This is a genomic window from Streptomyces sp. JH002, assembly GCF_050916115.1.
Classification (GTDB): domain Bacteria; phylum Actinomycetota; class Actinomycetes; order Streptomycetales; family Streptomycetaceae; genus Streptomyces; species Streptomyces xiamenensis.
The window spans coordinates 1,523,119-1,541,664 of sequence record NZ_CP087989.1 but is presented as its reverse complement, the minus strand read 5'-3'; the positions used below and the strand labels follow the sequence as shown (position 1 = coordinate 1,541,664).

Sequence of the window (18,546 nt, the reverse complement as noted above, 5' to 3'; positions counted from 1 at the left end):
CGGGGCGGCGCCCCGGGCCGTTACTTCTCGCGCCGGTAGAAGGGCAGCGCCACGACCGCGAACGGCTCCCGGGCGCCGCGGATGTCCACCGCGACCCCCTCCGTGCCGGGCGCGGCGTGCGCGGCGTCCACGTACGCCATGGCGATCGGCGAGCCCAGGGTGGGGGAGGGGGCGCCTGAGGTGACCTCGCCGATCACCGTGCCCGCCGCGTCCACCACCTGGTAGCCGGCCCGCGGCACCCGGCGGCCCGCGCCGACCAGGCCCACCAGGCGGCGCGGCGGGTCGCTCTGCGCCCGCTCGGCCGCCGCCTCCAGCGGCGCCCGGCCCACGAAATCGCCGTCCTTGTCGAACTTCACCACCCGGCCGAGCCCCGCGTCGAAGGGGGTGGTCGCGGCGGTCAGCTCGTGCCCGTACAGCGGCATCCCCGCCTCCAGGCGCAGCGTGTCGCGGCAGGACAGGCCGCAGGGCACCAGACCGTACGGGGCGCCCGCCTCCGTCAGGGCCCGCCACAGCGGCTCGGCGTCCCGCGGCGCGACGAACAGCTCGAAGCCGTCCTCGCCGGTGTACCCGGTGCGGGCGATCAGCGCGGGCCGGCCCGCGACCGTGCCCGGCAGGCCCGCGTAGTACTTCAGGCCGGCCAGGTCGGCGTCGGTGAGCGAGCCCAGGATCGCGGGCGAGGCCGGGCCCTGCACGGCGATCAGCGCGTACGCGTCCCGGTCGTCCCGCACCTGGGCCTCGAAGCCCTCGCCGCGGGTGGTCAGCGCGTCCAGCACGGTCTGCGCGTTGGCGGCGTTGGCGACCACCATGTAGTGCTCGTCCGCCAGCCGGTAGACGATCAGGTCGTCCAGGATGCCGCCCTCGGCGTCGCAGATCATCGTGTACCGGGCGCGGCCCACCGCCAGCGCCGACAGCTTTCCGACGAGCGCGTGGTCCAGCAGCCGCCCGGCCTGCGGTCCGGTGACCGCGATCTCGCCCATGTGGGAGAGGTCGAACAGGCCCGCGGCGGTGCGCACCGCCTGGTGCTCGGCACGCTCACTGCCGTACCGCAGCGGCATCTGCCACCCGGCGAAGTCGGTCATGGTGGCGCCCAGCTCGCGGTGGAGGGCGTCGAGCGCGGTGATACGGGACGTCATGAGGTGGCTCCAGAGGGTACGGGCGGCGGGCGGTGCGCGGTCGCGCGGATACGGCTCGCCCTCCCCATCTGTCATCGGCACCTGAGAGGTTCGCCTTGCGGCTTGCACCGTGGGTGGGGCCCGTTCGGGGGCCCGCTTTTCAGATTCGCCTTCCGCGCGCGGTATCGGGGCCTGAGAGATTCAAGGGAGGACTTGCTCCTTCGGCGCCCCGGTGCTGGACCGGGAACTCTCCCGCGCGTGGTCGAACGGCCATTGTTCGATTGTCCTGCGGTTGTTGTGCGGCTCATCATCGCATGACGGCCCTCACTGAGCCATTAGGGTGCCCTACAGATCCGGATCAGATGGTGGTGGGACGAGATGAACGAGCGTTGGCAGGGCTCCGCGCCCGGGCAGGACGGCGGCGTCGACACGGGGGCGGCCGGCGGGGGCGGCTGGCCCGGCAATGAGCTGGAGCACGCGCTGGCCGCCGCGGTCGGTGTGCCGGATGCCGCGCCCCGGCTGCTCCAGGTGCTGGGCCGCAGCCCGGTGTGGGTGCCGCTGCCGGAGGGCGGCGGCCCGGACAGCCGCAGCCTGGACCTGCCGACGATCGAGCTGGACGGCGGGGTGTACGTCCCGGTCTTCAGCTCCGCGGAACAGTTCCGGCTCGTGGTCGGCACCCACATGTCCTTCACCGTCGCCCCCGTCAAGGAGTTCGCCCGCGGACTGCCGCCGCAGGCCGGCCTCGCCGTCAACCCGGGCGGCACCGTCGGCGTCCCGGTCCCGCCGGAAGGGGTGGCGCAGCTGTGCCGGGACACCCCGGGCGAGCGCGTGCCCGGGGCGCCCTCCGGCGCCCGGATGCGCCTGTTCGAGCCGGACTGGCAGCAGGAGCCCGTCGACTTCCTGGCGGCGGCGGCCGGCGAGCTGTCCGCGCTGCCGTACGTGCGGACCGCGCGGCGTGGCCTGGCCAGCGCGGAGGGCGGCGCCCCGGCCCTGTTCATCGGCCTGGAGCTGGACGAACTGTCCGAGGAGTACCGGATCGGCAGCCACGACGCGCTGGGCCGCGCCCTGGCGCGCGGCGCGGTGCCCTGGCCGGTCCAGCTGGTGCTGCTGGACGCGGTGACCGACCCCGTCGTGGACTGGCTGCGCCACAGCGTGCAGCCGTTCTACCGGCGGGACGCATGACCGAAGCCCAGGGGGCGATCGAGGAACTGCTTCCCCGGGTGACGGCCGACCGCCCGGACATCTACGAGACGCTGCTGGGCGCGCTCGCGCACGGCGAGGTGTGGATGCTGCTGTGGCACGGCCGGCCCGGCGACCCGGACGCCCAGTACGGCAGCGTCGAGGTCGCCGGCCACGGCTACGCGCCGGCCGTCACCTCGCCCGCCGAGCTGGCCGCCAGCGGTTGGCCCCGGGACCACGAGGTGATCGGCGGCCGGGACATCGCCGCCGCCCTGTACCCCGACCACTGGGGGCTGTGGCTCAACCCGCACATCCCAGGCGGCGGCCTCGGCATCCCCTGGGCCGATCTGCGCAGGATCGCCGGCGGCCTGGACCGGCTGCCGGCCGGCCCGCTGGTGATCACCGAGCCGACCGCGCCCGCGGAGCCCTTCTACCGGCGGCTCGCCGACGAGGCACGCCGTACCCCCGTGCTGCGCAGCCTGCGGCGCGGCTGGGTGCGGCCCGCCGTGGGCAGCGCCTATCTGGTGATCGGCCTGGAGGTGGACGATCCGGGGGAGGCGGCGGCGGAGTCGGTGCGGCGGATGATGGCACGGGCCGTCGAGGCCGTCCCGGACGGGCTCGCGGTGGCCACGGTGGCCATGGCGGACGCGTACGATCCGGTCGCCCTGTGGCTGCGCGCCAGGGCCCGCCCCTTCTACTCGGCGCCCGCCGCCTCCTGAGCGGCGGGCACCGGCGCGGTCGGGACCGGCGCGCCGGAGTGCGCCGTCAGGGGCCGCTGCCAGTAGCTCACATCGCGCCAGGCCCCCATCTTGTAGCCGTTCTCCCGGAACGTCCCCACCTGCCGGAACCCCAGCGACCGGTGCAGCCCCTCGCTGGCCGGGTTGGGCAGGGCGACCCCGGCGATCACCGAGTGGAACCCCTGCTCGCCGAGGAGCGCGAACAGCCGCTCGTACAGCGCCCGGCCCAGGCCCCGCCCGTGCTGCCCGGGCGCCAGGTAGACGGCGCACTCCACGGTCCAGGCGTAGGCGGCGCGCGCCTTCCAGGGGAACGCGTAGCTGATTCCGGCGACCTCGCCGTCCACCTCGGCCACCAGCCAGGGGTGGGTGCGGTGTCCCCGCTCCCACTGCTCCAGCCACTCGTGCGGCTGCTGCGGCTCGGTGCGGAAGTTGGCGGCGGTGGTCTCGATGTAGTGGTTGACCACGGCGCACACCGCGGGCAGATCCTCGGCGGTCGCGAAGCGGATTCCGGCGGCAGTCATGACGTTCATGCTGCCATCGAGGTTTGCGCTGCCGGGTCCGGGTAGCAGGGGTACCGTGAGAGGAAAGCCGCACATTCGGATGAAAGTGGACGATTCATGTATGCCGTGAAGAGCACACTGCCCGAGCCCGCGCTCAAGGTCGTCGCAGACGCCCTGCAGGGCGCGCTGGCGGACATCATCGATCTGTCCCTGGTGGCCAAACAGGTCCACTGGAACGTGATCGGACCTCGCTTCCGCACCGTGCACCTCCAGCTGGACGACGTCGTGGAGACCGCCCGCGCCCACTCGGACATCGTGGCCGAACGCGCTTCCGCCCTGGGCATCAGCCCCGACGGCCGCGCCGCCACCGTCGCGGGCAGCAGCGGGATCGCCACCGTGCCCGAGGGCTGGCTGCCGGACACCGAGGCGGTCGACATCCTGACGCAGGCGCTGGGCTCCTGCATCGTCCGCATGCGCGACCGCATGGTGGCGGTGGGCGAGGTCGACCGGGTCACCGAGGACAACCTGATCGCCCTGGTCAAGGAGCTGGAGAAGCACCACTGGATGTTCCAGGCCGAGAACGGCAGCTGACGCCGGACGCCCGGGCACCGCGCCGGCCCGCACCGTCCCGGACGCACCGTCCGACCGACGGGTATCCGTGCGGGCATCCGAGCGTCCAGCAGGCATGCCCCCTGTCCCGGCCGGAAGGAATCCGGAAGCGCGAGGCCCCCGACCCGTGACGGGTCGGGGGCCTCGCCTGTGCGGGCCGCCCGCACGCGTCCGCCCCCCTCACCGGGGCCCACGCCGGCCCCGGTGGGCGACGCGACGGGTACCGGCTACGGTGACGCGCGGGGCGGCCGCCGGGCCGCCACGAGGGGGCGGGGGTATGTGGGCGAGCGTCGTCGCCGTGGCGGGAACGCTGGCGGGCGTGGGGCTGACCGGTTTCACCCAGCAGTGGATCGAGCGGCGGGCCCGCCGGCGCGAGCACGACCGGGAGGTACGCGCCCAGGTGAGCCGGCTGCTGAAGGCCGTCGTGCGCTACCGCGAACTGCACTGGCTGTTCGTCCAGGACATCCGCGACGGGCAACGCGAGACGCGCGAGCACCGCGTGGCACGCTACCGGGCCCGCTCGGAGGTCACCGAGGCCATGGACGAACTGGCCCTGACGACCGGTGACCGTACGCTGCTCGAAGCGGCCTCCACCGCGGCGTGGGACGCCATCACGCTGTCGGACATCACCCTCGGGCCGGTACGGCGGCGCCGGTTCGCTCCTGAGGTGGAGGCCCGGCTGGCCGCCGGACGTGCCCGCACCCGGGACGCGCACACCGCGCTGCGGGAGGCCGGCCACGCCTACCGGCCACGCCGGTAGCGCAGGCCCCGCGCGCGGCGGCGAACGCGCGGGAGCCCCAGGAGTGTTGAAAGGTGCGAGACCGCCGTGGGGGACTCTTGCGCCCCGGGGGCATGCGACGTACCACTGATGGGGAGGCTACTGCGTCGTCGTAAGCGAACGGGGGTCCTTCATGGCCACTCCACTGAGCGCTGACAAGGTGTTGTCCGCGCTGAAGGCCGAGGGCGTCAAGGTCGTCGAGTACAAGTCCTGGCGCACCCACAACCGCAACAGCGCCGGGGCATGGGGTCCGGTGCACGGTGTGATGGTCCATCACACCGTCACCTCCGGCACCAGTGCCTCGGTGGAGCTGTGCTACGCCGGCCGCTCCGATCTGCCGGGGCCGCTGTGCCACGGGGTGATCGACAAGGCGGGCACCGTCCACATGGTCGGGCACGGGCGCGCCAACCACGCGGGCAAGGGGGACGGCGCCGTGCTCAACGCCGTCATCGCCGAGAAGAAGCTGCCGGCCGACAAAACGGCGGACACCGACGGCAACCCCCACTTCTACGGATTCGAGTGCGTCAACCTCGGTGACGGCAAGGACCCGTGGCCCGCCGAGCAGGTGGAGGCCATCGTGCGGGCCGCCGCCGCGCTGCTCCGCGCACACGGCTGGGGCAAGTCCGGCGACACCTCGGTGATCGGCCACCTCGAATGGCAGCCCGGCAAGATAGACCCCCGCGGGCCGGGCGTGTCCATGAGCGACATCCGCAAGCGGGTCGCCGCCCGGCTCAAGCAGTCGGCCGGATGGAGCCCCAGCAGCCCCGAGGAGGACGATATGCCCAAGCGGTCGTTATACGAGACGAACTCCTACACCCGGACCGTGCGGCCCGACACCTGGACCACCCTCAACTTCAACCGCTACTACGACGGCAAGAAGTGGGTGGACAAGGATCCCGAGCCCTCCGTGCTGCTCGGCCCCTGCTACTACACCGCCTCGGTCGCCGTGAAGGTCACCGGGCTGGCCACCGGCCAGGAGTTCAAGGTGCGGGTGGCCCGCTACCGGCAGGAGAACGGAAAGTACGTACGGGCCTCGGCGATGCCCACCGACTCACCGGTGAACGACCAGGGCAAGGGCCACTTCGTCTACACCTGGACCGGTCACGTGCCCGCCGCCGACAAGGGCAGACTGCGGGTGGAGGTCCAGCACCACGGCTCCGAACCGGTCACCGTGGAGTGGGCGCGCGCAGAATCGCTGTACTGGCCGGCCTGACCGGCGCCGCGCGCGACCCACCGGGGCGGGCTCAGGCCGCCGCGCGTATCGCGGCCAGCCACATGCGGCGCAGCCGCGCCAGCTCGGCGGCCTCCCGCTCACCCCACGGCCGGTTGCCGTGCGCGCGGACATAGCGGCGGATGGCCTCATTCGCCGCCGCCGCGTCATCGGCACCGGTGGTGGTGGGGGCGTCATCGCAGGTCACGATCATGCCCTCCAGAGTAGAGGGCGACACTGACAGCGCCGACCGGGTTTACGGCCGCTCGCGCGCTTCCTCCGCGGCGAGCTGCGCCCACAGCTCACCGCTGCGGACCGCGAAATTCTGCACTTCCGGTGCTTCTTCCCAGGTGGCCGGGTCGGTGATGGGGTCGCCGCCGAGAAATCGGGCCAGCGAGATCAGCGCGAGTTCCCATCCGGTGCCCAGCCCGAAGAGACCAGTCTCATAGTCGTTGAGCACCGGATCGAGCCGCCGGCCGTCCATGTCGATGCGATCGGGGATCGGCGCCTGCTCCAGTTCCAGGGCCGTCTCACCCCGCGACACATCGGCCAGCCGCAGCATCAGCTCGCTGCTGGGGCCGGTGCCGAAGTTCCAGGTCACCGCGAGCAGATTGGGGGCCTCGCAGCGCAGGATCTCCCCACTGGCGTTGCCCTCGATACGGAAACCGCCGCCCAGTTCCAGCTCACCGGTGACCGGCAGGAACCACTGGGACAGCCGCTCCGGGTCGGTCACCGCGTCCCAGACGTCCACCACCCAGGCCGGGAAGTGGCGGCGGATCAAGAGGGTGCGGGCCTCGCCCTCGGGCACGGGGCGCCGCCCCACCTCCCGGTAGGTGTCGTCGATCCAGCTGGTGAACTCGGTCTTCTCGGTCATGGTGGGGCTCTCCCCTGTCACGGCAGGACCTTGCTGGAACGATCCTCACCCGCCGCGCGCGCTCACGCCTGCCGAACCAGCTCCAGATAGCGGTCCCAGTCCCAGTGCGGCCCCGGGCACACCCGTATGACGTCGGGCACCTCGTTGTGTCCCACGATGTGCTCGCGGTCCACCGGAATGCCGTAACGCCGGCAGATCCCCGCCACCAGCCGGGCCGATGACTCGTACATGGCGTCCGTCAGATACGCCGGATCCTCGGCCCAGCCCTCGTGCTCGATGCCGATGCTGCGCTCGTTGAACCCGCGGTGCCCCGCGTGGAAGGCGACGTCCAGCTCCCTGGCCAGCTGCGCCACGTGGCCGTCCTCCGAACGCACCACGTAGTGCGTGGACGCCCCGTGCCCGGGGTCCTGGAAGACCTGGAGCGTGATGTCGTAGGTGGCCTCCGGCATATGGATGACGACCCGGTCGATGCCGTAGTCGCGCGGCCGGCTCGCCCGCCGGTAGTTCGCCCGGGCGGCAGGCACCCACTCGGCGCCCACGTGGTCCACCTCACCCGGGGTACGGGGCTCCTCCATCCCCGGCAGCCGCCACCACCAGCGTTCGAGTGTGTCGCGGCCGGCCAGCGCGCCCACCCCGACGACGGCGGCACCACCGCCCAGGACCAGGGCGCGCCGCCCGAGCCCCCGCCGTCGCTGATCCGGCCCCGCGTGCTCACCCATGTTCATCCTCCGAGGGGAAAGAACGCCACTGTCCGGCATCCGGTTCCATCGGCCGCCCCGTGGGGGCGGCTCGTAGAATCGGCCCCACCATGCCCTACTTCGACCATGCCGCCACCACGCCGATGCTCCCCGAGGCCATCGCCGCGATGACCGCACAGCTGGCTGTCACCGGGAACGCCTCCGCCCTGCACGCCGCCGGACGGCGGGCACGGCGCGCGGTGGAGGAGGGCCGCGAGGAACTGGCCGCGGCGCTCGGCGCCCGGCCCAGCGAGGTGGTCTTCACCTCCGGGGGCACCGAGGCCGACAACCTCGCGGTCAAGGGACTGTACTGGGCCCGCCGGGACGCGGACCCGCGCCGGGTACGGGTGCTGGCCAGCCCGGTGGAGCACCACGCGGTGCTGGACGTGGTCCAGTGGCTGGCCGACCACGAGGGCGCCCGGGTGGAGTGGCTGCCGGTGGACGCGGTGGGCCGGGTGCACCCCGGCGCGCTGCGCGAGGCCATCGCCAGGGATTCGCAGGATGTGGCGCTGATCACGGTGATGTGGGCCAACAACGAGATCGGCACCGTCTTCCCGGTGGCCGAACTCGCCGCGGTCGCCGCCGAGTACGGCATCCCGATGCACGCGGACGCGGTGCAGGCGGTGGGCCAGCTGGAGGTGGACTTCGCCGCCTCGGGGCTGGCCGCGCTGTCCGTGTCCGCCCACAAGATCGGCGGCCCGTACGGCATCGGCGCGCTGCTGCTGGGCCGGCAGTGGACGCCGGTGCCGGTGCTGCACGGCGGCGGCCAGGAGCGCGAGGTGCGCTCGGGCACGCTGGACGTCCCGGCGGTGGCGGGCTTCGCGACGGCGGCCTCGGTGGCCACCGCCCGCCGGGCCGGCTTCGCCCGCGAGATCGGCGGCCTGCGGGACGAGCTGATCGCGGCGGTACGGGCGGAGGTGCCGGACGCCGTGCTCGGCGGTGACCCGGACCCGGCCGGGCGGCTGCCGGGCAACGCCCACTTCGCCTTCCCCGGGTGCGAGGGCGATTCGCTGCTGCTGTTGCTGGACGCGCTGGGCATCGAATGCTCCACCGGCTCCGCCTGCACGGCCGGGGTGGCGCAGCCCAGCCATGTGCTGCTGGCGATCGGCGCCGACCCCGAACTGGCCCGTGGCACCCTGCGGTTCTCCCTGGGCCACACCACGACGCGGGCGGACATCGTGGCGGTGGCGAAGGCGATCGGCCCCGCCGTCTCCCGGGCCCGTACGGCCGGCCTGAGCTGACGCCGCACCGGCCCCTGACCTGGCCCTCCGGGGCAGCGGTGGATCGGGCCCGCCGACGGGGCGGGGCACCCCGTAGGGTGGTGGTGCTATGAATGAGTTCCCCGGTGCTCCCTCCGGCCCCCGCACGGGGCCGCGTCTTCGTGTTCTCGCCGCGATGTCCGGCGGGGTCGATTCCGCCGTGGCCGCCGCCCGTGCCGTGGAGGCCGGGCACGAGGTGACCGGCGTCCATCTGGCGCTGTCCGCCAATCCGCAGTCCTTCCGCACCGGCGCCCGGGGCTGCTGCACCATCGAGGACTCCCGCGACGCCCGCCGGGCCGCCGACGTCATCGGTATCCCCTTCTATGTGTGGGACCTGGCCGAGCGGTTCCGCCAGGACGTGGTCGAGGACTTCATCGCCGAGTACCGGGCGGGCCGCACCCCCAATCCGTGTCTGCGCTGCAACGAGAAGATCAAGTTCGCCGCGCTGCTGGACAAGGCGCTGGCGCTGGGCTTCGACGCGGTGTGCACCGGCCACTACGCCACCGTGGTGACCACCCCCGACGGTGGTCGTGAGCTGCACCGGGCCACCGATCTCGCCAAGGACCAGAGCTATGTGCTCGGGGTCCTGGACGAGCGGCAGTTGGCCCATGCCCTGTTCCCGCTGGGCGACACCCGCACCACCAAGGACGAGATCCGGGCCGAGGCCGAGCGCCGTGGCCTGGCGGTGGCCAAGAAGCCCGACAGCCACGACATCTGCTTCATCGCGGACGGCGACACCCAGGGCTTCCTGGCCGGTCATCTGGGCTCCGCCGAGGGCGACATCCTCGACGAGGACGGCCGCCGGGTGGGCACCCACCAGGGGGCGCACGGGTTCACCATCGGCCAGCGCAAGGGGCTGCGCATCGGCCACCCGGCCGCCGACGGCAAGCCCCGCTACGTCCTGGACATCTCCCCGGTGGAGAACACCGTCACGGTGGGCCCGGCCGAGGCACTGGACATCATGGCGCTGACCGCCATCCGCCCCCGCTGGTGCGGTGCCGCTCCGACCGGCCCCGGCAGCTACACCGCCCAGCTGCGGGCCCACGGCGGGGAGACCCCGGTGACCGCCGAGCCGGACGGCGACGAGCTGCGCGTCAGCTTCGCGGAGCCGGTGCGCGGGGTCGCCCCCGGCCAGGCGATCGTGCTGTACGACGGTGCGCGCGTGGTCGGCTCGGCCACCATCGCCGCCACCGAGCGCGCGGTGGCCCAGGTCGCCCCCGTCGCCCCGGTCACTTCGGCCGGTGGCTGAGCAGGTCCCCCGGCTGACACTCCAGCACCTCGCACAGGCGGGTCAGGGTGGAGAACCTGATGGCCTTGGCCCGCCCGTTCTTCAGCACGGACAGATTGACGTTGGTCACGCCCACCTGGTCGGCCAGCTCGGTCAGGGTCATGCGCCGCTCGGCCAGCAGCCGGTCCAGGTGCACCTCGATCCCGTGCGGTTCGGCGTCGCCCGCCGCCATCACACCACCCCCTCCAGGTCCTCCCGCATATCCGTGGCCAGCTGTATCAGCCGCGCGAAGGTGAGCAGCCCGAGGCCGATGAAGATCGGCCACCAGCGGACCTGTGTCGGATCGAGCAGCCGCGCGTAGCCCCAGTAGTCCGTCGCGTAGGAGATCAGTGTGCCGTAGGCCAGCCCCTGGATCAGGTGCAACCCCACCGCTCCGCCTGCCAGATACCAGCCGAGCAGGGTCAGCCCGCGCACGGTGCGCCGGGTGAACGGGCCGTGCTTGCGGGCCCGCCGGATCAGCAGCCAGGCCATCACCAGCGCCCCCACGTGCCACAGCAGCGCCAGCTGTGTCACGGCGATGAACAGCGCCCGCTGCCCCGTGCTGCCGTCGAAGCAGAACGTCGGCTGTGCCACCACCTCGACATCGGGACGGGCGCCGAACATGCCGTCTATCGGCGTGCCGCTGCCGCTGGTCGCCGGGTCGGTCACACACACCCGGTCGGGGAGGTAGAAGCCGACCCCGTCGACGAACACGGCCAGCACCGCCCACAGCGTCAGGACCAGCACGCCCAGCGTGCACACGGCCGTGACCGCAGCCTCGATGGGCTCCAGTGGGTCCTTCTGCGGCCTGCCGGCCGTGACGGCCGCGTCCGGCCCGCCCCCCTCGGCGGCGGCCGGCCGTCTCCCGCCCGATCTCATCAGCGCCTTCACGACAGCCTTCACGACGCACCCCCCTTATCGTTTATCGATGCTATCGATTAACGATAAGCCTCCGGTCGCCGGTTGGCAATCACCGGAACGGATGACCTCGCCGCGGCGACCTGCCCCACCTCCACGTCCGCCACCAGCAGCCCCGGCTCCGCCCCCAGCCGCGCCCGTACCTCACCCAGCGGCGAGACCACCATGCTGTGCCCGATGCCGGTCGGCGCCGAGGTCCCCGGATCCTCACCCACCGCCGCCGGATCCGCCTGGCCCACCGCCACCACCCAGCAGGTGGAATCCAGCGCCCTGGCCCGCACCAGCAGTTCCCACTGCTCCCGCTTGCCCTCGCCCGCACCCCACGAGGCCGGCACCAGGATCACCCGCGCCCCCAGCCCGGCCAGCCGCACGAACAACTCGGGGAAGCGCACGTCGTAACAGGTCGCGAAGCCGAACCTGACCCCGTCCGCGTCCGCCGTGACCACCCGGTCCCCGGGCGCCACCGTCCGCGACTCCGTGAAGCCGAACGCGTCGAACAGATGCACCTTGTCGTACCAGGTGTCCACCCCCCGCCCCGTGATCAGCAGCGTGTTGCGCACCCGCCCGTCCGGGTCCGGGGTGAACATCCCCGCCACCACGAGCAGTCCGTGCCGCGCCGCGATCTCCCGCACCCCCGCCGCCCACGGCCCGTCCAGCGGCTGCGCCACAGGGCCCAGCGGGACGCCGAAGCGCGCCATCGCGGCCTCCGGGAACACCAGCACCCGCGCGCCACGCTCCGCCGCGCGTTCCGCCGTCTGTGCCAGCAGCGCCAGATTCTCCCGCGGGGACGTCCCCGAGAGCACCTGCCCCACCGCGATCCGCACCGTCGCCCCGGACCCGTCCGCGTGCTCGCCCGCCTGCTCGCCCGCGTCCACGTTCGCTCCCGCACCGTCCGTCATGCCGCCGCCTCCCACTGCCGAGCCGTTCCTGTCCGTACGAGACCATGCTCGTATGGCAACGCATGTGATCACAGGCGCGGGTTCCGGAATCGGCACGGCCGTCGCCGAACGACTGGCCGAACGCGGCGACGAGCTGTGGCTGTGGGCGCGCGACGCCGCCCGGGCCGCCCAGCTGCGCGACCGCTTCCCCGGCGCCCGCACCCTCGTCGGTGACCTCGCCGAACCCGCCCGGCTCTCCTGGGCCCTGGGCCACCAGACGCTCCCCGACCGCGTCGACTCCCTCCTGCACATCGCCGGAGTCGTCGACCTCGGCGGCATCGGCGACCTCACCCCCAAGGTCTGGCAGGCCACCCTCGCCGCCAACCTCGTCGCCCCCGCCGAAATCACCCGCCTGCTGCTGCCCCAGCTGCGCGCCGCCCAGGGCCACGTACTCTTCGTCAACTCCGGCGCCGGATTGCGCGCCAACGCCCAGTGGGGCGCCTACGCCGCCAGCAAGCACGGCCTCAAGGCCCTCGCCGACGCGCTGCGCGCCGAGGAGGCGGGCCACGGCGTCCGCGTCACCACCGTCTACCCGGGCCGCACCGCCACTCCCATGCAGGCCAAGGTGCACCAGCAGGAGGGCAAGGAGTACGACCCGGAGCGCTGGATGACCCCCGAATCCGTCGCCACCACCCTCCTCACCGCCCTCGACCTGCCGCGCGGCACCGAGATCACCGACCTGTCCGTACGCCCCACCGGCTGACCGGGCGGCCTGCGCACCCCGGCGGAACTCGTAGGCTGCCGGGGTGAACGACACGGCGAACGACGACGCGGCGAACGCACCGCGACACCCCTGGGGCCCCGCCGCGGCCACCGGGATCGGCTCCATGCCGGGCGAGGACATCAGGGAGTCGGTGCGCACCGTCACCGGCTCCCTGGAATCCCTGCCGTACCTGCCCGAACTCCCCGCCCGCGGCCCCGGGGCCGACATGACCGGCCGCACCGCCGGGCTGCTGGCCGAGCTGTACGTCCATCTGGAGCCCAGTGGCTGGCGGATCAGTGACCGCCCCGGACGCGACACGCGCCGCGCCCGCGCCTGGCTGCGCGAAGACCTCGACACCCTGGAGGAGTTCACCCAGGGCTACCGGGGCGCGCTGAAGATCTCCGCCGTCGGCCCCTGGACCCTGGCCGCCGCCCTCGAACGCCGCACCGGCGAGGCCATGCTCGGCGATGCCGGCGCCTGCCGCGACCTCACCGCCTCGCTCGCCGAGGGACTGCGCGGCCACCTCGCCGAGGTCCGCCGCCGCGTCCCCGGCGCCCGCCCCGTGCTCCAGCTCGACGAACCCTCCCTCACCGCCGTGCTGCACGGCGCCGTCCCCACCGCCAGCGGCTACCGCACCCACCGCGCCGTGGACCGCGCCGTCGCCGAGGGCGCGCTGCGCGAACTGATCGCGGTGGGCCACGACGCGGGCGCCCCCGTCGTCGTGCACTCCTGCGCCCCCGGCGTCCCCCTCCCGCTGCTGCGCCGGGCCGGCGCCGACGGCGTCTCCCTCGACTTCTCGCTGCTCACCGAGCGTGAGGACGAGGCGATCGGGGAGGCGGCGGAAGGCGGGACGGCCCTCTTCCTCGGCGTGCTGCCCGGCACCGGCGAGCGGGCCGCGGAATTGTCGGACCCGGCCGGTACGGTCAGTGGAGTCAGGTCGCTGTGGCGCAGGCTGGGGCTCTCGCCCGGCCTGCTCAGCGAGTCCGTGGTGATCACTCCGACGTGTGGTCTCGCGGGCGCCTCCCCGGCGTACGCCCGGGCGGCGCTGGCGCATTGCGTCCGGGCGGCGAGATCCCTCGCGGACAACCCTGAGTGAGGACGGAGACAAGACGGTGTCGGTCGAACAGCAGTCAGCAGTGCCCGCCGAGGCGCGGGAGCGGCACGCCCGGCTCGCTGAGCAGGTCGAGGAGCACCGCTTCCGCTACTACGTGAAGACGCCGGTGATCAGCGACGCCGAGTTCGACGCGCTGCTGCGCGAACTCCAGGTGCTGGAGGAGGCACACCCCGAGCTGCGCACCCCCGACTCGCCCACCCAGAAGGTGGCCGGGGTGTACGAGACGGAGTTCACCTCCGTCGAGCACGCCGAACGCATGCTCTCGCTCGACAACGCCTTCGACGACGCCGAACTCGACGCCTGGGCGGACCGGGTCGCCGACGAACTGGACGGCATCCCGTACCACTTCCTGTGCGAGCTGAAGGTGGACGGTCTCGCCGTCAACCTCACCTACGAGCACGGCCGTCTCACCCGTGCCGCCACCCGTGGCGACGGCCGGACCGGGGAGGACATCACCCCCAACGTCCGCACCATCCAGGAGATCCCCACCCGGCTGAACGGGGAGCGGATCCCGGCGCTGGTGGAGATCCGCGGCGAGGTGTTCTTCCCCATGGAGCGCTTCGAGGAGCTGAACGCCCGCCTGGTGGGCGCGGGGGAGAAACCGTTCGCCAACCCCCGCAACGCGGCGGCCGGTTCGCTGCGCCAGAAGGACCCGAAGGTCACCGCCTCCCGCCCCCTGCAGATGGTGGTGCACGGCATCGGGGCGCGCGAGGGATTCGACATCGACCGCCTCTCCCACGCGTACGAGCTGCTGCACGAGTGGGGGATGCCCACCGCCAGGGCCGCCAAGGTCGTCACCTCGCTGAGCGGGGTGCGCGAGTTCATCGCCCACTACGGGGAGCACCGGCACGCTGTCGAGCACGAGATCGACGGCGTGGTGGTGAAGCTGGACGAGATCCCGCTCCAGGGGCGGCTGGGTTCCACCTCGCGGGCGCCGCGCTGGGCCATCGCCTGGAAGTACCCGCCGGAGGAGGTCAACACCAAGCTGGTCGACATCCGCGTCGGTGTGGGGCGCACCGGCCGGATCACTCCGTACGCCGTGGTGGAGCCGGTCACCGTGGCCGGTTCCGAGGTGGAGTTCGCCACCCTGCACAACCAGCAGGTGGTCAAGGCCAAGGGGGTGCTGATCGGGGACACCGTCGCGCTGCGCAAGGCGGGCGATGTCATCCCCGAGATCCTGGGGCCGGTGGCCGACCTGCGGGACGGCAGCGAGCGCGAGTTCGTGATGCCCGCCGAGTGTCCCGAGTGCGGTACGGCGCTGCGGCCCATGAAGGAGGGGGGACATCGATCTGCGCTGCCCCAACGCGCGCTCGTGCCCCGCCCAGTTGCGGGAGCGGCTGTACTACCTGGCCGGCCGCAAGTGCCTGGACATCGACCACTTCGGGTACGTGGCGGCGACCGCCCTCACCCAGCCGATCCAGCCGGCCACCCCGCCGCTGGCCGACGAGGGCGGCCTGTTCGACCTGCGGGTCGAGGAACTGCTGCCGATCACCTCCTACGTGCTGGACCAGGACACCGGGCTGCCCAAGCGTGACCCGGAGACCGGCGAGCCGAAGGTCGTCACCTTCTTCGCCAATCAGCAGGGCGAGCCCAAGAAGAACACCCTGGCGATGCTGGAGGCGATCGAGGCCGCCAAGCGGCAGCCGCTGGCCAGGATCCTGACCGGGCTGTCCATCCGGCACGTGGGGCCGGTGGCGGCGCAGGCGCTGGCGCGTGAATTCGGTTCGCTGGACCGGATCATGGCGGCCGGCGAGGAGGAACTCGCGGCCACCGAGGGGGTGGGCCCGACCATCGCGGCCTCGCTCACGGACTGGTTCGCGGTCGACTGGCACCGCGAGATCGTCGAACGGTGGCGGGCCGCCGGGGTGCGGATGGAGGACGAGGGGGCCGGACAGGACGCCGGCCCGCGCCCGCTGGAGGGCGTCACGGTGGTGGTCACCGGCACGCTCGGCTCCCACACCCGTGACGGAGCGAAGGAAGCGCTCCAGAGCCGGGGCGCCAAGGTGACCGGATCCGTCTCCAAGAAGACCGGTTTTGTGGTGGTGGGGGACAGCCCCGGATCGAAGTACGACAAGGCCGTCCAGCTGAAGGTGCCGGTGCTGGACGAGGCCGGCTTCGCGGTGCTGCTGGACCAGGGCGCCGACGCGGCTCGTGAAGTGGCCCTGGGTGCGGGGGAGGAAGCGGAGGAAGCGGGTGAAAACGCTGGGAAGAACGGGCAGGAGACGACGAAAGAGAAGAAATGACGCGGGAGCAACAGAAGATGACGTGTGGGTGACGCGGGGCGACGGGATATAGCAGGGAACGTGGCTTCCGCCCGCAAGGTGTGAAGAAAACGCCCGACTTTCCGCCACCCCGCGCACGATGGGGCGAACCGCGGCCTAGTGTGGGGGGTGTGCCTGCCCTGGCGCGGGCAAGGAAGCCGTGAGAGGGACCCGCATGCAGTCAGCCCCCACGGGACGACCGACCCAGCGGCGCAACTGCGCGTGGCTGGCCCGGTACACCCGGCCCGCCGTCCTCATCACCGCCGCCATCGCCCTGCTCATCGGCGTCTCCCGGGTGGTCGCCGAGGGACACGCCCTCTTCCCCGGCGCCCGCGCCGGATTAGGTTTCGCGCTGCTCACCGGCGTCGTGGTCACCCACCTCGTGGCCGTACGCGGCGACCGCTGGTGGGGCAGCTCCGGCTCGGGCGCCGCCCTGGCGCTGTCCATGCTGCTCCAGTACGGCTGGGTCCCGGCCCTGCTCATCAGCCTCGCCGTGGTCACCCTCGTCGGCGCCGCCCGCCGCGACCGGCGCCGACAGGCCCTGGTCCACGGGTCCATCGACATCCTGGGGGTCGGCGCCGCCGGACTGACGCTGGCCGTCTTCGGCGTGCGCCCCAGCGTCGCGCACCCGTGGCACCCCGACGACTGGACCCCGGCCATCCTCCTCCAGCTGCTGCTGGGCGCCGTGGCCTACCTGGTGGTCTCACGCACCCTGCACTGGCTGTGCGACACCCCCTCCGCCGCGCTGCCCGCCGCCGGTTCCGCGGTCACCGCCGCCGCGCTGCTGCGGCAGGGCACGATAGCGCTCGCCCTGCTGTGCTTCGCCCCGCTCATCGTCGTGGTCGCCGCCGAAGTGCCGCTGCTCATCCCCCTGTTCGCGGTCCCGCTGATCGCGTTGGACCGCACCCTGTGGCTGGCCAACGCCCGCGCCGAGGAGCAGCTCCTGGACCCGCTCACCGGACTGCCGAACCGCCAGTGGCTGCTGGACCGCACCCGTGCCGCCCTGGAGGAGGCCGCCCCCGAAGCGGCCCCCACCCCCGAGCCGGCCGCCGTCCCGGCCCGCTGCGCCCTGGTCCTGATCGACCTCGACAGCTTCCGCGACGTCAACGACACCCTGGGTCATCTCACCGGCGACCGGCTGCTGCTCCAGATCGCCGACCGGATACGCGCCGGCCTGCCCCCGGAGGCCGCCGCCGCCCGGCTCGGCGGCGACGAGTTCGCCGTGCTGCTGCCCGGCGTCGAGTCCGCCGACGCCGCCCGGCACACCGCCCGCGAACTCATCCGTTCCCTCAGCGCCCCGCTCGAACTCGACGGCCTCACCCTGCTGATGGAGGCCAGCGCCGGCGTCGCCGTCGCCCCCGACCACGCCCGCGAGGCCGAGGACCTGCTGCGCCGAGCCGACGTCGCCATGTACGCCGCCAAACGGGACCGGTGCGGCGTCCAGGTGTACGAGGCCAGCCGCGACGAGCACACCCCCGACCGGCTCGGACTCCTCGGCGACCTGCGGCACGCCCTGGAACGCGGCCAGGTCGAACTGCACTACCAGCCCAAGGTCGGCTTCGACGGCGCCGTCGCCGGCCTGGAGGCCCTCATCCGCTGGGTGCACCCCGAACGCGGCCGGGTCCCCCCGGACGAGTTCATCGCCATCGCCGAGACCTCCGGGCTGATGCCGCAGCTCACCGAGTACGTCCTGGAGACCGCGCTGCGTCAGGTGGCGCACTGGCGGGCCGCCGGGCTGACCGTCCCGGTGGCCGTGAACGTCTCACCCCGCGACGTGTACACCGACGGTTTCACCGAGGCGGTGGCCGCCCGCCTCGCCCGGCACCGGGTCCCGGCCGGCTCGCTCCAGCTGGAGATCACCGAGCACGTCATGCTGGAGGATCCGCAGCATGCCGCCGACACCCTCGCCGGGCTCACCGCGCACGGCGTGAAGATCTCCCTCGACGACTTCGGCACCGGCTACTCCTCCCTGTCCTACCTGCGCACCCTGCCGGTCAGCGAGCTCAAGATCGACCGTTCCTTCGTCGCCGGCCTGGCCGCCGACCCGCAGAACGCCGAGATCGTCCGCTGCACCATCGAACTCGCCCACTCCCTGGGCCTGGTGGTTGTCGCCGAGGGCGTGGAGGACGACGAGACCTGGGAACGGCTGCGCGACATGGGCTGCGACGCCGTCCAGGGCTGGCTGGTGTCCGCCGCCCTGCCGCCCGCCGAGGCCACCGCCTGGCTGCGCGGGCGCGACAGCGACCCGCCGCCCGCCGAGGCGGCGCGGGCCACCGGCGCCGGAGAACTCCCGCACGACCACCAGCCGGTGCGCTGACCCGCACCCCGCCCGCACGGTGCGCGGCGCCCT

Annotated in this window: 18 protein-coding genes, 1 pseudogene and 2 riboswitches; of the genes and pseudogenes, 11 read left to right on the top strand and 8 right to left on the bottom strand. The window is 73.1% G+C overall.

Going from position 1 to position 18,546, the window contains the following annotated elements:
- Nucleotides 1-20: 20 nt before the first annotated feature.
- Entirely contained in the window at nucleotides 21-1,133 is a 1,113-nt protein-coding gene (gene gcvT / locus H7827_RS06525) for a glycine cleavage system aminomethyltransferase GcvT (protein WP_432743344.1), read from the bottom strand.
- A gap of 58 nt (nucleotides 1,134-1,191) precedes the next feature.
- Nucleotides 1,192-1,281: riboswitch (glycine riboswitch) on the bottom strand.
- A gap of 1 nt (nucleotide 1,282) precedes the next feature.
- Nucleotides 1,283-1,377, bottom strand: a riboswitch (glycine riboswitch).
- Nucleotides 1,378-1,490: 113 nt separating this feature from the next.
- Between gcvT and H7827_RS06520 the strand changes: the two genes are divergently transcribed.
- Together H7827_RS06520 and H7827_RS06515 are read left to right on the top strand one after the other, a co-directional pair.
- The gene (locus H7827_RS06520) at nucleotides 1,491-2,294 is read left to right on the top strand and encodes an enhanced serine sensitivity protein SseB (RefSeq protein ID WP_432743342.1); all 804 of its coding nucleotides are present in this window, start codon (nucleotides 1,491-1,493) and stop codon (nucleotides 2,292-2,294) included.
- On the top strand, nucleotides 2,291-3,010 hold the full coding sequence (locus H7827_RS06515) for an enhanced serine sensitivity protein SseB C-terminal domain-containing protein (protein ID WP_432743339.1): 720 nt from the start codon (nucleotides 2,291-2,293) through the stop codon (nucleotides 3,008-3,010). Before H7827_RS06520 ends, H7827_RS06515 begins: the two co-directional genes overlap by 4 nt.
- Here H7827_RS06515 and H7827_RS06510 read toward each other — a convergent pair.
- The gene (locus tag H7827_RS06510) at nucleotides 2,986-3,549 is read right to left on the bottom strand and encodes a GNAT family N-acetyltransferase (RefSeq protein WP_432743337.1); all 564 of its coding nucleotides are present in this window, start codon (nucleotides 3,547-3,549) and stop codon (nucleotides 2,986-2,988) included. The genes H7827_RS06515 and H7827_RS06510 overlap by 25 nt on opposite strands.
- 96 nt (nucleotides 3,550-3,645) lie before the next feature.
- On the opposite strand from H7827_RS06510, the gene H7827_RS06505 reads away from it, so the two are divergent.
- From H7827_RS06505 to H7827_RS06495, 3 genes are all read left to right on the top strand, one after another.
- Nucleotides 3,646-4,119, top strand: a complete 474-nt coding sequence (locus H7827_RS06505; protein ID WP_030738798.1) for a Dps family protein — start codon at nucleotides 3,646-3,648, stop codon at nucleotides 4,117-4,119.
- 295 nt (nucleotides 4,120-4,414) lie between these two features.
- Nucleotides 4,415-4,897, top strand: a complete 483-nt coding sequence (locus H7827_RS06500) for a hypothetical protein (RefSeq protein ID WP_432743335.1) — start codon at nucleotides 4,415-4,417, stop codon at nucleotides 4,895-4,897.
- 151 nt (nucleotides 4,898-5,048) lie between these two features.
- Complete coding sequence (locus tag H7827_RS06495) at nucleotides 5,049-6,128, top strand: peptidoglycan recognition protein family protein (RefSeq protein ID WP_432743333.1); 1,080 nt, start codon at nucleotides 5,049-5,051, stop codon at nucleotides 6,126-6,128.
- Between the two features lie 31 nt (nucleotides 6,129-6,159).
- Here H7827_RS06495 and H7827_RS06490 read toward each other — a convergent pair whose 3' ends face one another.
- The 3 genes from H7827_RS06490 to H7827_RS06480 all read right to left on the bottom strand — a co-directional run bounded on the left by H7827_RS06490 (nucleotide 6,160) and on the right by H7827_RS06480 (nucleotide 7,718).
- Entirely contained in the window at nucleotides 6,160-6,339 is a 180-nt protein-coding gene (locus H7827_RS06490; protein ID WP_386539466.1) for a hypothetical protein, read from the bottom strand.
- Nucleotides 6,340-6,381: 42 nt separating this feature from the next.
- Nucleotides 6,382-6,999 (bottom strand): SRPBCC domain-containing protein, encoded by a 618-nt coding sequence (locus H7827_RS06485; RefSeq protein WP_386539465.1) that lies wholly within the window; start codon nucleotides 6,997-6,999, stop codon nucleotides 6,382-6,384.
- Nucleotides 7,000-7,061: 62 nt separating this feature from the next.
- Nucleotides 7,062-7,718: an N-acetylmuramoyl-L-alanine amidase gene (locus H7827_RS06480; RefSeq protein ID WP_432743330.1), complete on the bottom strand. Its 657-nt coding sequence runs from the start codon at nucleotides 7,716-7,718 to the stop codon at nucleotides 7,062-7,064.
- Nucleotides 7,719-7,807: 89 nt separating this feature from the next.
- On the opposite strand from H7827_RS06480, the gene H7827_RS06475 reads away from it, so the two are divergent.
- Nucleotides 7,808-8,977 carry a cysteine desulfurase family protein gene (locus H7827_RS06475; protein WP_432743328.1) on the top strand — a complete coding sequence of 390 codons (1,170 nt, stop codon included), beginning with the start codon at nucleotides 7,808-7,810 and terminating at the stop codon, nucleotides 8,975-8,977.
- Nucleotides 8,978-9,065: 88 nt separating this feature from the next.
- Nucleotides 9,066-10,244 (top strand): tRNA 2-thiouridine(34) synthase MnmA, encoded by a 1,179-nt coding sequence (gene mnmA, locus H7827_RS06470; protein WP_432743326.1) that lies wholly within the window; start codon nucleotides 9,066-9,068, stop codon nucleotides 10,242-10,244.
- Here the strand turns inward: mnmA and H7827_RS06465 are convergent.
- Genes H7827_RS06465 through H7827_RS06455 form a run of 3 tightly spaced genes read right to left on the bottom strand, consistent with a single transcriptional unit; the run spans nucleotide 10,225 to nucleotide 12,004 of the window.
- Nucleotides 10,225-10,455, bottom strand: coding sequence for a helix-turn-helix domain-containing protein (locus tag H7827_RS06465; protein ID WP_030738822.1), 231 nt, complete (start codon nucleotides 10,453-10,455; stop codon nucleotides 10,225-10,227). The two genes, mnmA and H7827_RS06465, sit on opposite strands and share 20 nt — an antisense overlap.
- Nucleotides 10,455-11,165, bottom strand: coding sequence for a DUF2975 domain-containing protein (locus H7827_RS06460; protein ID WP_432743323.1), 711 nt, complete (start codon nucleotides 11,163-11,165; stop codon nucleotides 10,455-10,457). The genes H7827_RS06465 and H7827_RS06460 overlap by 1 nt, the downstream gene beginning before the upstream one ends.
- Before the next feature lie 35 nt (nucleotides 11,166-11,200).
- Nucleotides 11,201-12,004 (bottom strand): carbon-nitrogen hydrolase family protein, encoded by an 804-nt coding sequence (locus tag H7827_RS06455; RefSeq protein WP_386539471.1) that lies wholly within the window; start codon nucleotides 12,002-12,004, stop codon nucleotides 11,201-11,203.
- Nucleotides 12,005-12,131: 127 nt separating this feature from the next.
- Here H7827_RS06455 and H7827_RS06450 point away from each other — a divergent pair, with 127 nt between their 5' ends.
- The 4 genes and pseudogenes from H7827_RS06450 (at nucleotide 12,132) to H7827_RS06435 (ending at nucleotide 18,513) form a co-directional block, all read left to right on the top strand.
- Entirely contained in the window at nucleotides 12,132-12,821 is a 690-nt protein-coding gene (locus H7827_RS06450; RefSeq protein ID WP_386539457.1) for an SDR family oxidoreductase, read from the top strand.
- Nucleotides 12,822-12,864: 43 nt separating this feature from the next.
- The gene (locus tag H7827_RS06445; RefSeq protein ID WP_432743321.1) at nucleotides 12,865-13,917 is read left to right on the top strand and encodes a methionine synthase; all 1,053 of its coding nucleotides are present in this window, start codon (nucleotides 12,865-12,867) and stop codon (nucleotides 13,915-13,917) included.
- A 16-nt stretch (nucleotides 13,918-13,933) separates the two neighbouring features.
- Nucleotides 13,934-16,178, top strand: a pseudogene (ligA, locus tag H7827_RS06440) (NAD-dependent DNA ligase LigA).
- 193 nt (nucleotides 16,179-16,371) lie between these two features.
- On the top strand, nucleotides 16,372-18,513 hold the full coding sequence (locus H7827_RS06435; RefSeq protein ID WP_432743319.1) for a putative bifunctional diguanylate cyclase/phosphodiesterase: 2,142 nt from the start codon (nucleotides 16,372-16,374) through the stop codon (nucleotides 18,511-18,513).
- Nucleotides 18,514-18,546 lie beyond the last annotated feature (33 nt).

What these genes read in the sequence shown, in the direction of transcription:
- gcvT (WP_432743344.1), bottom strand. Translation starts at nt 1,133, where the DNA reads ATGACGTCCCGTATCACCGCGCTCGACGCCCTCCACCGCGAGCTGGGC.
- H7827_RS06520 (WP_432743342.1), top strand. Translation starts at nt 1,491, where the DNA reads ATGAACGAGCGTTGGCAGGGCTCCGCGCCCGGGCAGGACGGCGGCGTC.
- H7827_RS06515 (WP_432743339.1), top strand. Translation starts at nt 2,291, where the DNA reads ATGACCGAAGCCCAGGGGGCGATCGAGGAACTGCTTCCCCGGGTGACG.
- H7827_RS06510 (WP_432743337.1), bottom strand. Translation starts at nt 3,549, where the DNA reads ATGACTGCCGCCGGAATCCGCTTCGCGACCGCCGAGGATCTGCCCGCG.
- H7827_RS06505 (WP_030738798.1), top strand. Translation starts at nt 3,646, where the DNA reads ATGTATGCCGTGAAGAGCACACTGCCCGAGCCCGCGCTCAAGGTCGTC.
- H7827_RS06500 (WP_432743335.1), top strand. Translation starts at nt 4,415, where the DNA reads ATGTGGGCGAGCGTCGTCGCCGTGGCGGGAACGCTGGCGGGCGTGGGG.
- H7827_RS06495 (WP_432743333.1), top strand. Translation starts at nt 5,049, where the DNA reads ATGGCCACTCCACTGAGCGCTGACAAGGTGTTGTCCGCGCTGAAGGCC.
- H7827_RS06490 (WP_386539466.1), bottom strand. Translation starts at nt 6,339, where the DNA reads ATGATCGTGACCTGCGATGACGCCCCCACCACCACCGGTGCCGATGAC.
- H7827_RS06485 (WP_386539465.1), bottom strand. Translation starts at nt 6,999, where the DNA reads ATGACCGAGAAGACCGAGTTCACCAGCTGGATCGACGACACCTACCGG.
- H7827_RS06480 (WP_432743330.1), bottom strand. Translation starts at nt 7,718, where the DNA reads ATGGGTGAGCACGCGGGGCCGGATCAGCGACGGCGGGGGCTCGGGCGG.
- H7827_RS06475 (WP_432743328.1), top strand. Translation starts at nt 7,808, where the DNA reads ATGCCCTACTTCGACCATGCCGCCACCACGCCGATGCTCCCCGAGGCC.
- mnmA (WP_432743326.1), top strand. Translation starts at nt 9,066, where the DNA reads ATGAATGAGTTCCCCGGTGCTCCCTCCGGCCCCCGCACGGGGCCGCGT.
- H7827_RS06465 (WP_030738822.1), bottom strand. Translation starts at nt 10,455, where the DNA reads ATGGCGGCGGGCGACGCCGAACCGCACGGGATCGAGGTGCACCTGGAC.
- H7827_RS06450 (WP_386539457.1), top strand. Translation starts at nt 12,132, where the DNA reads ATGGCAACGCATGTGATCACAGGCGCGGGTTCCGGAATCGGCACGGCC.
- H7827_RS06435 (WP_432743319.1), top strand. Translation starts at nt 16,372, where the DNA reads ATGCAGTCAGCCCCCACGGGACGACCGACCCAGCGGCGCAACTGCGCG.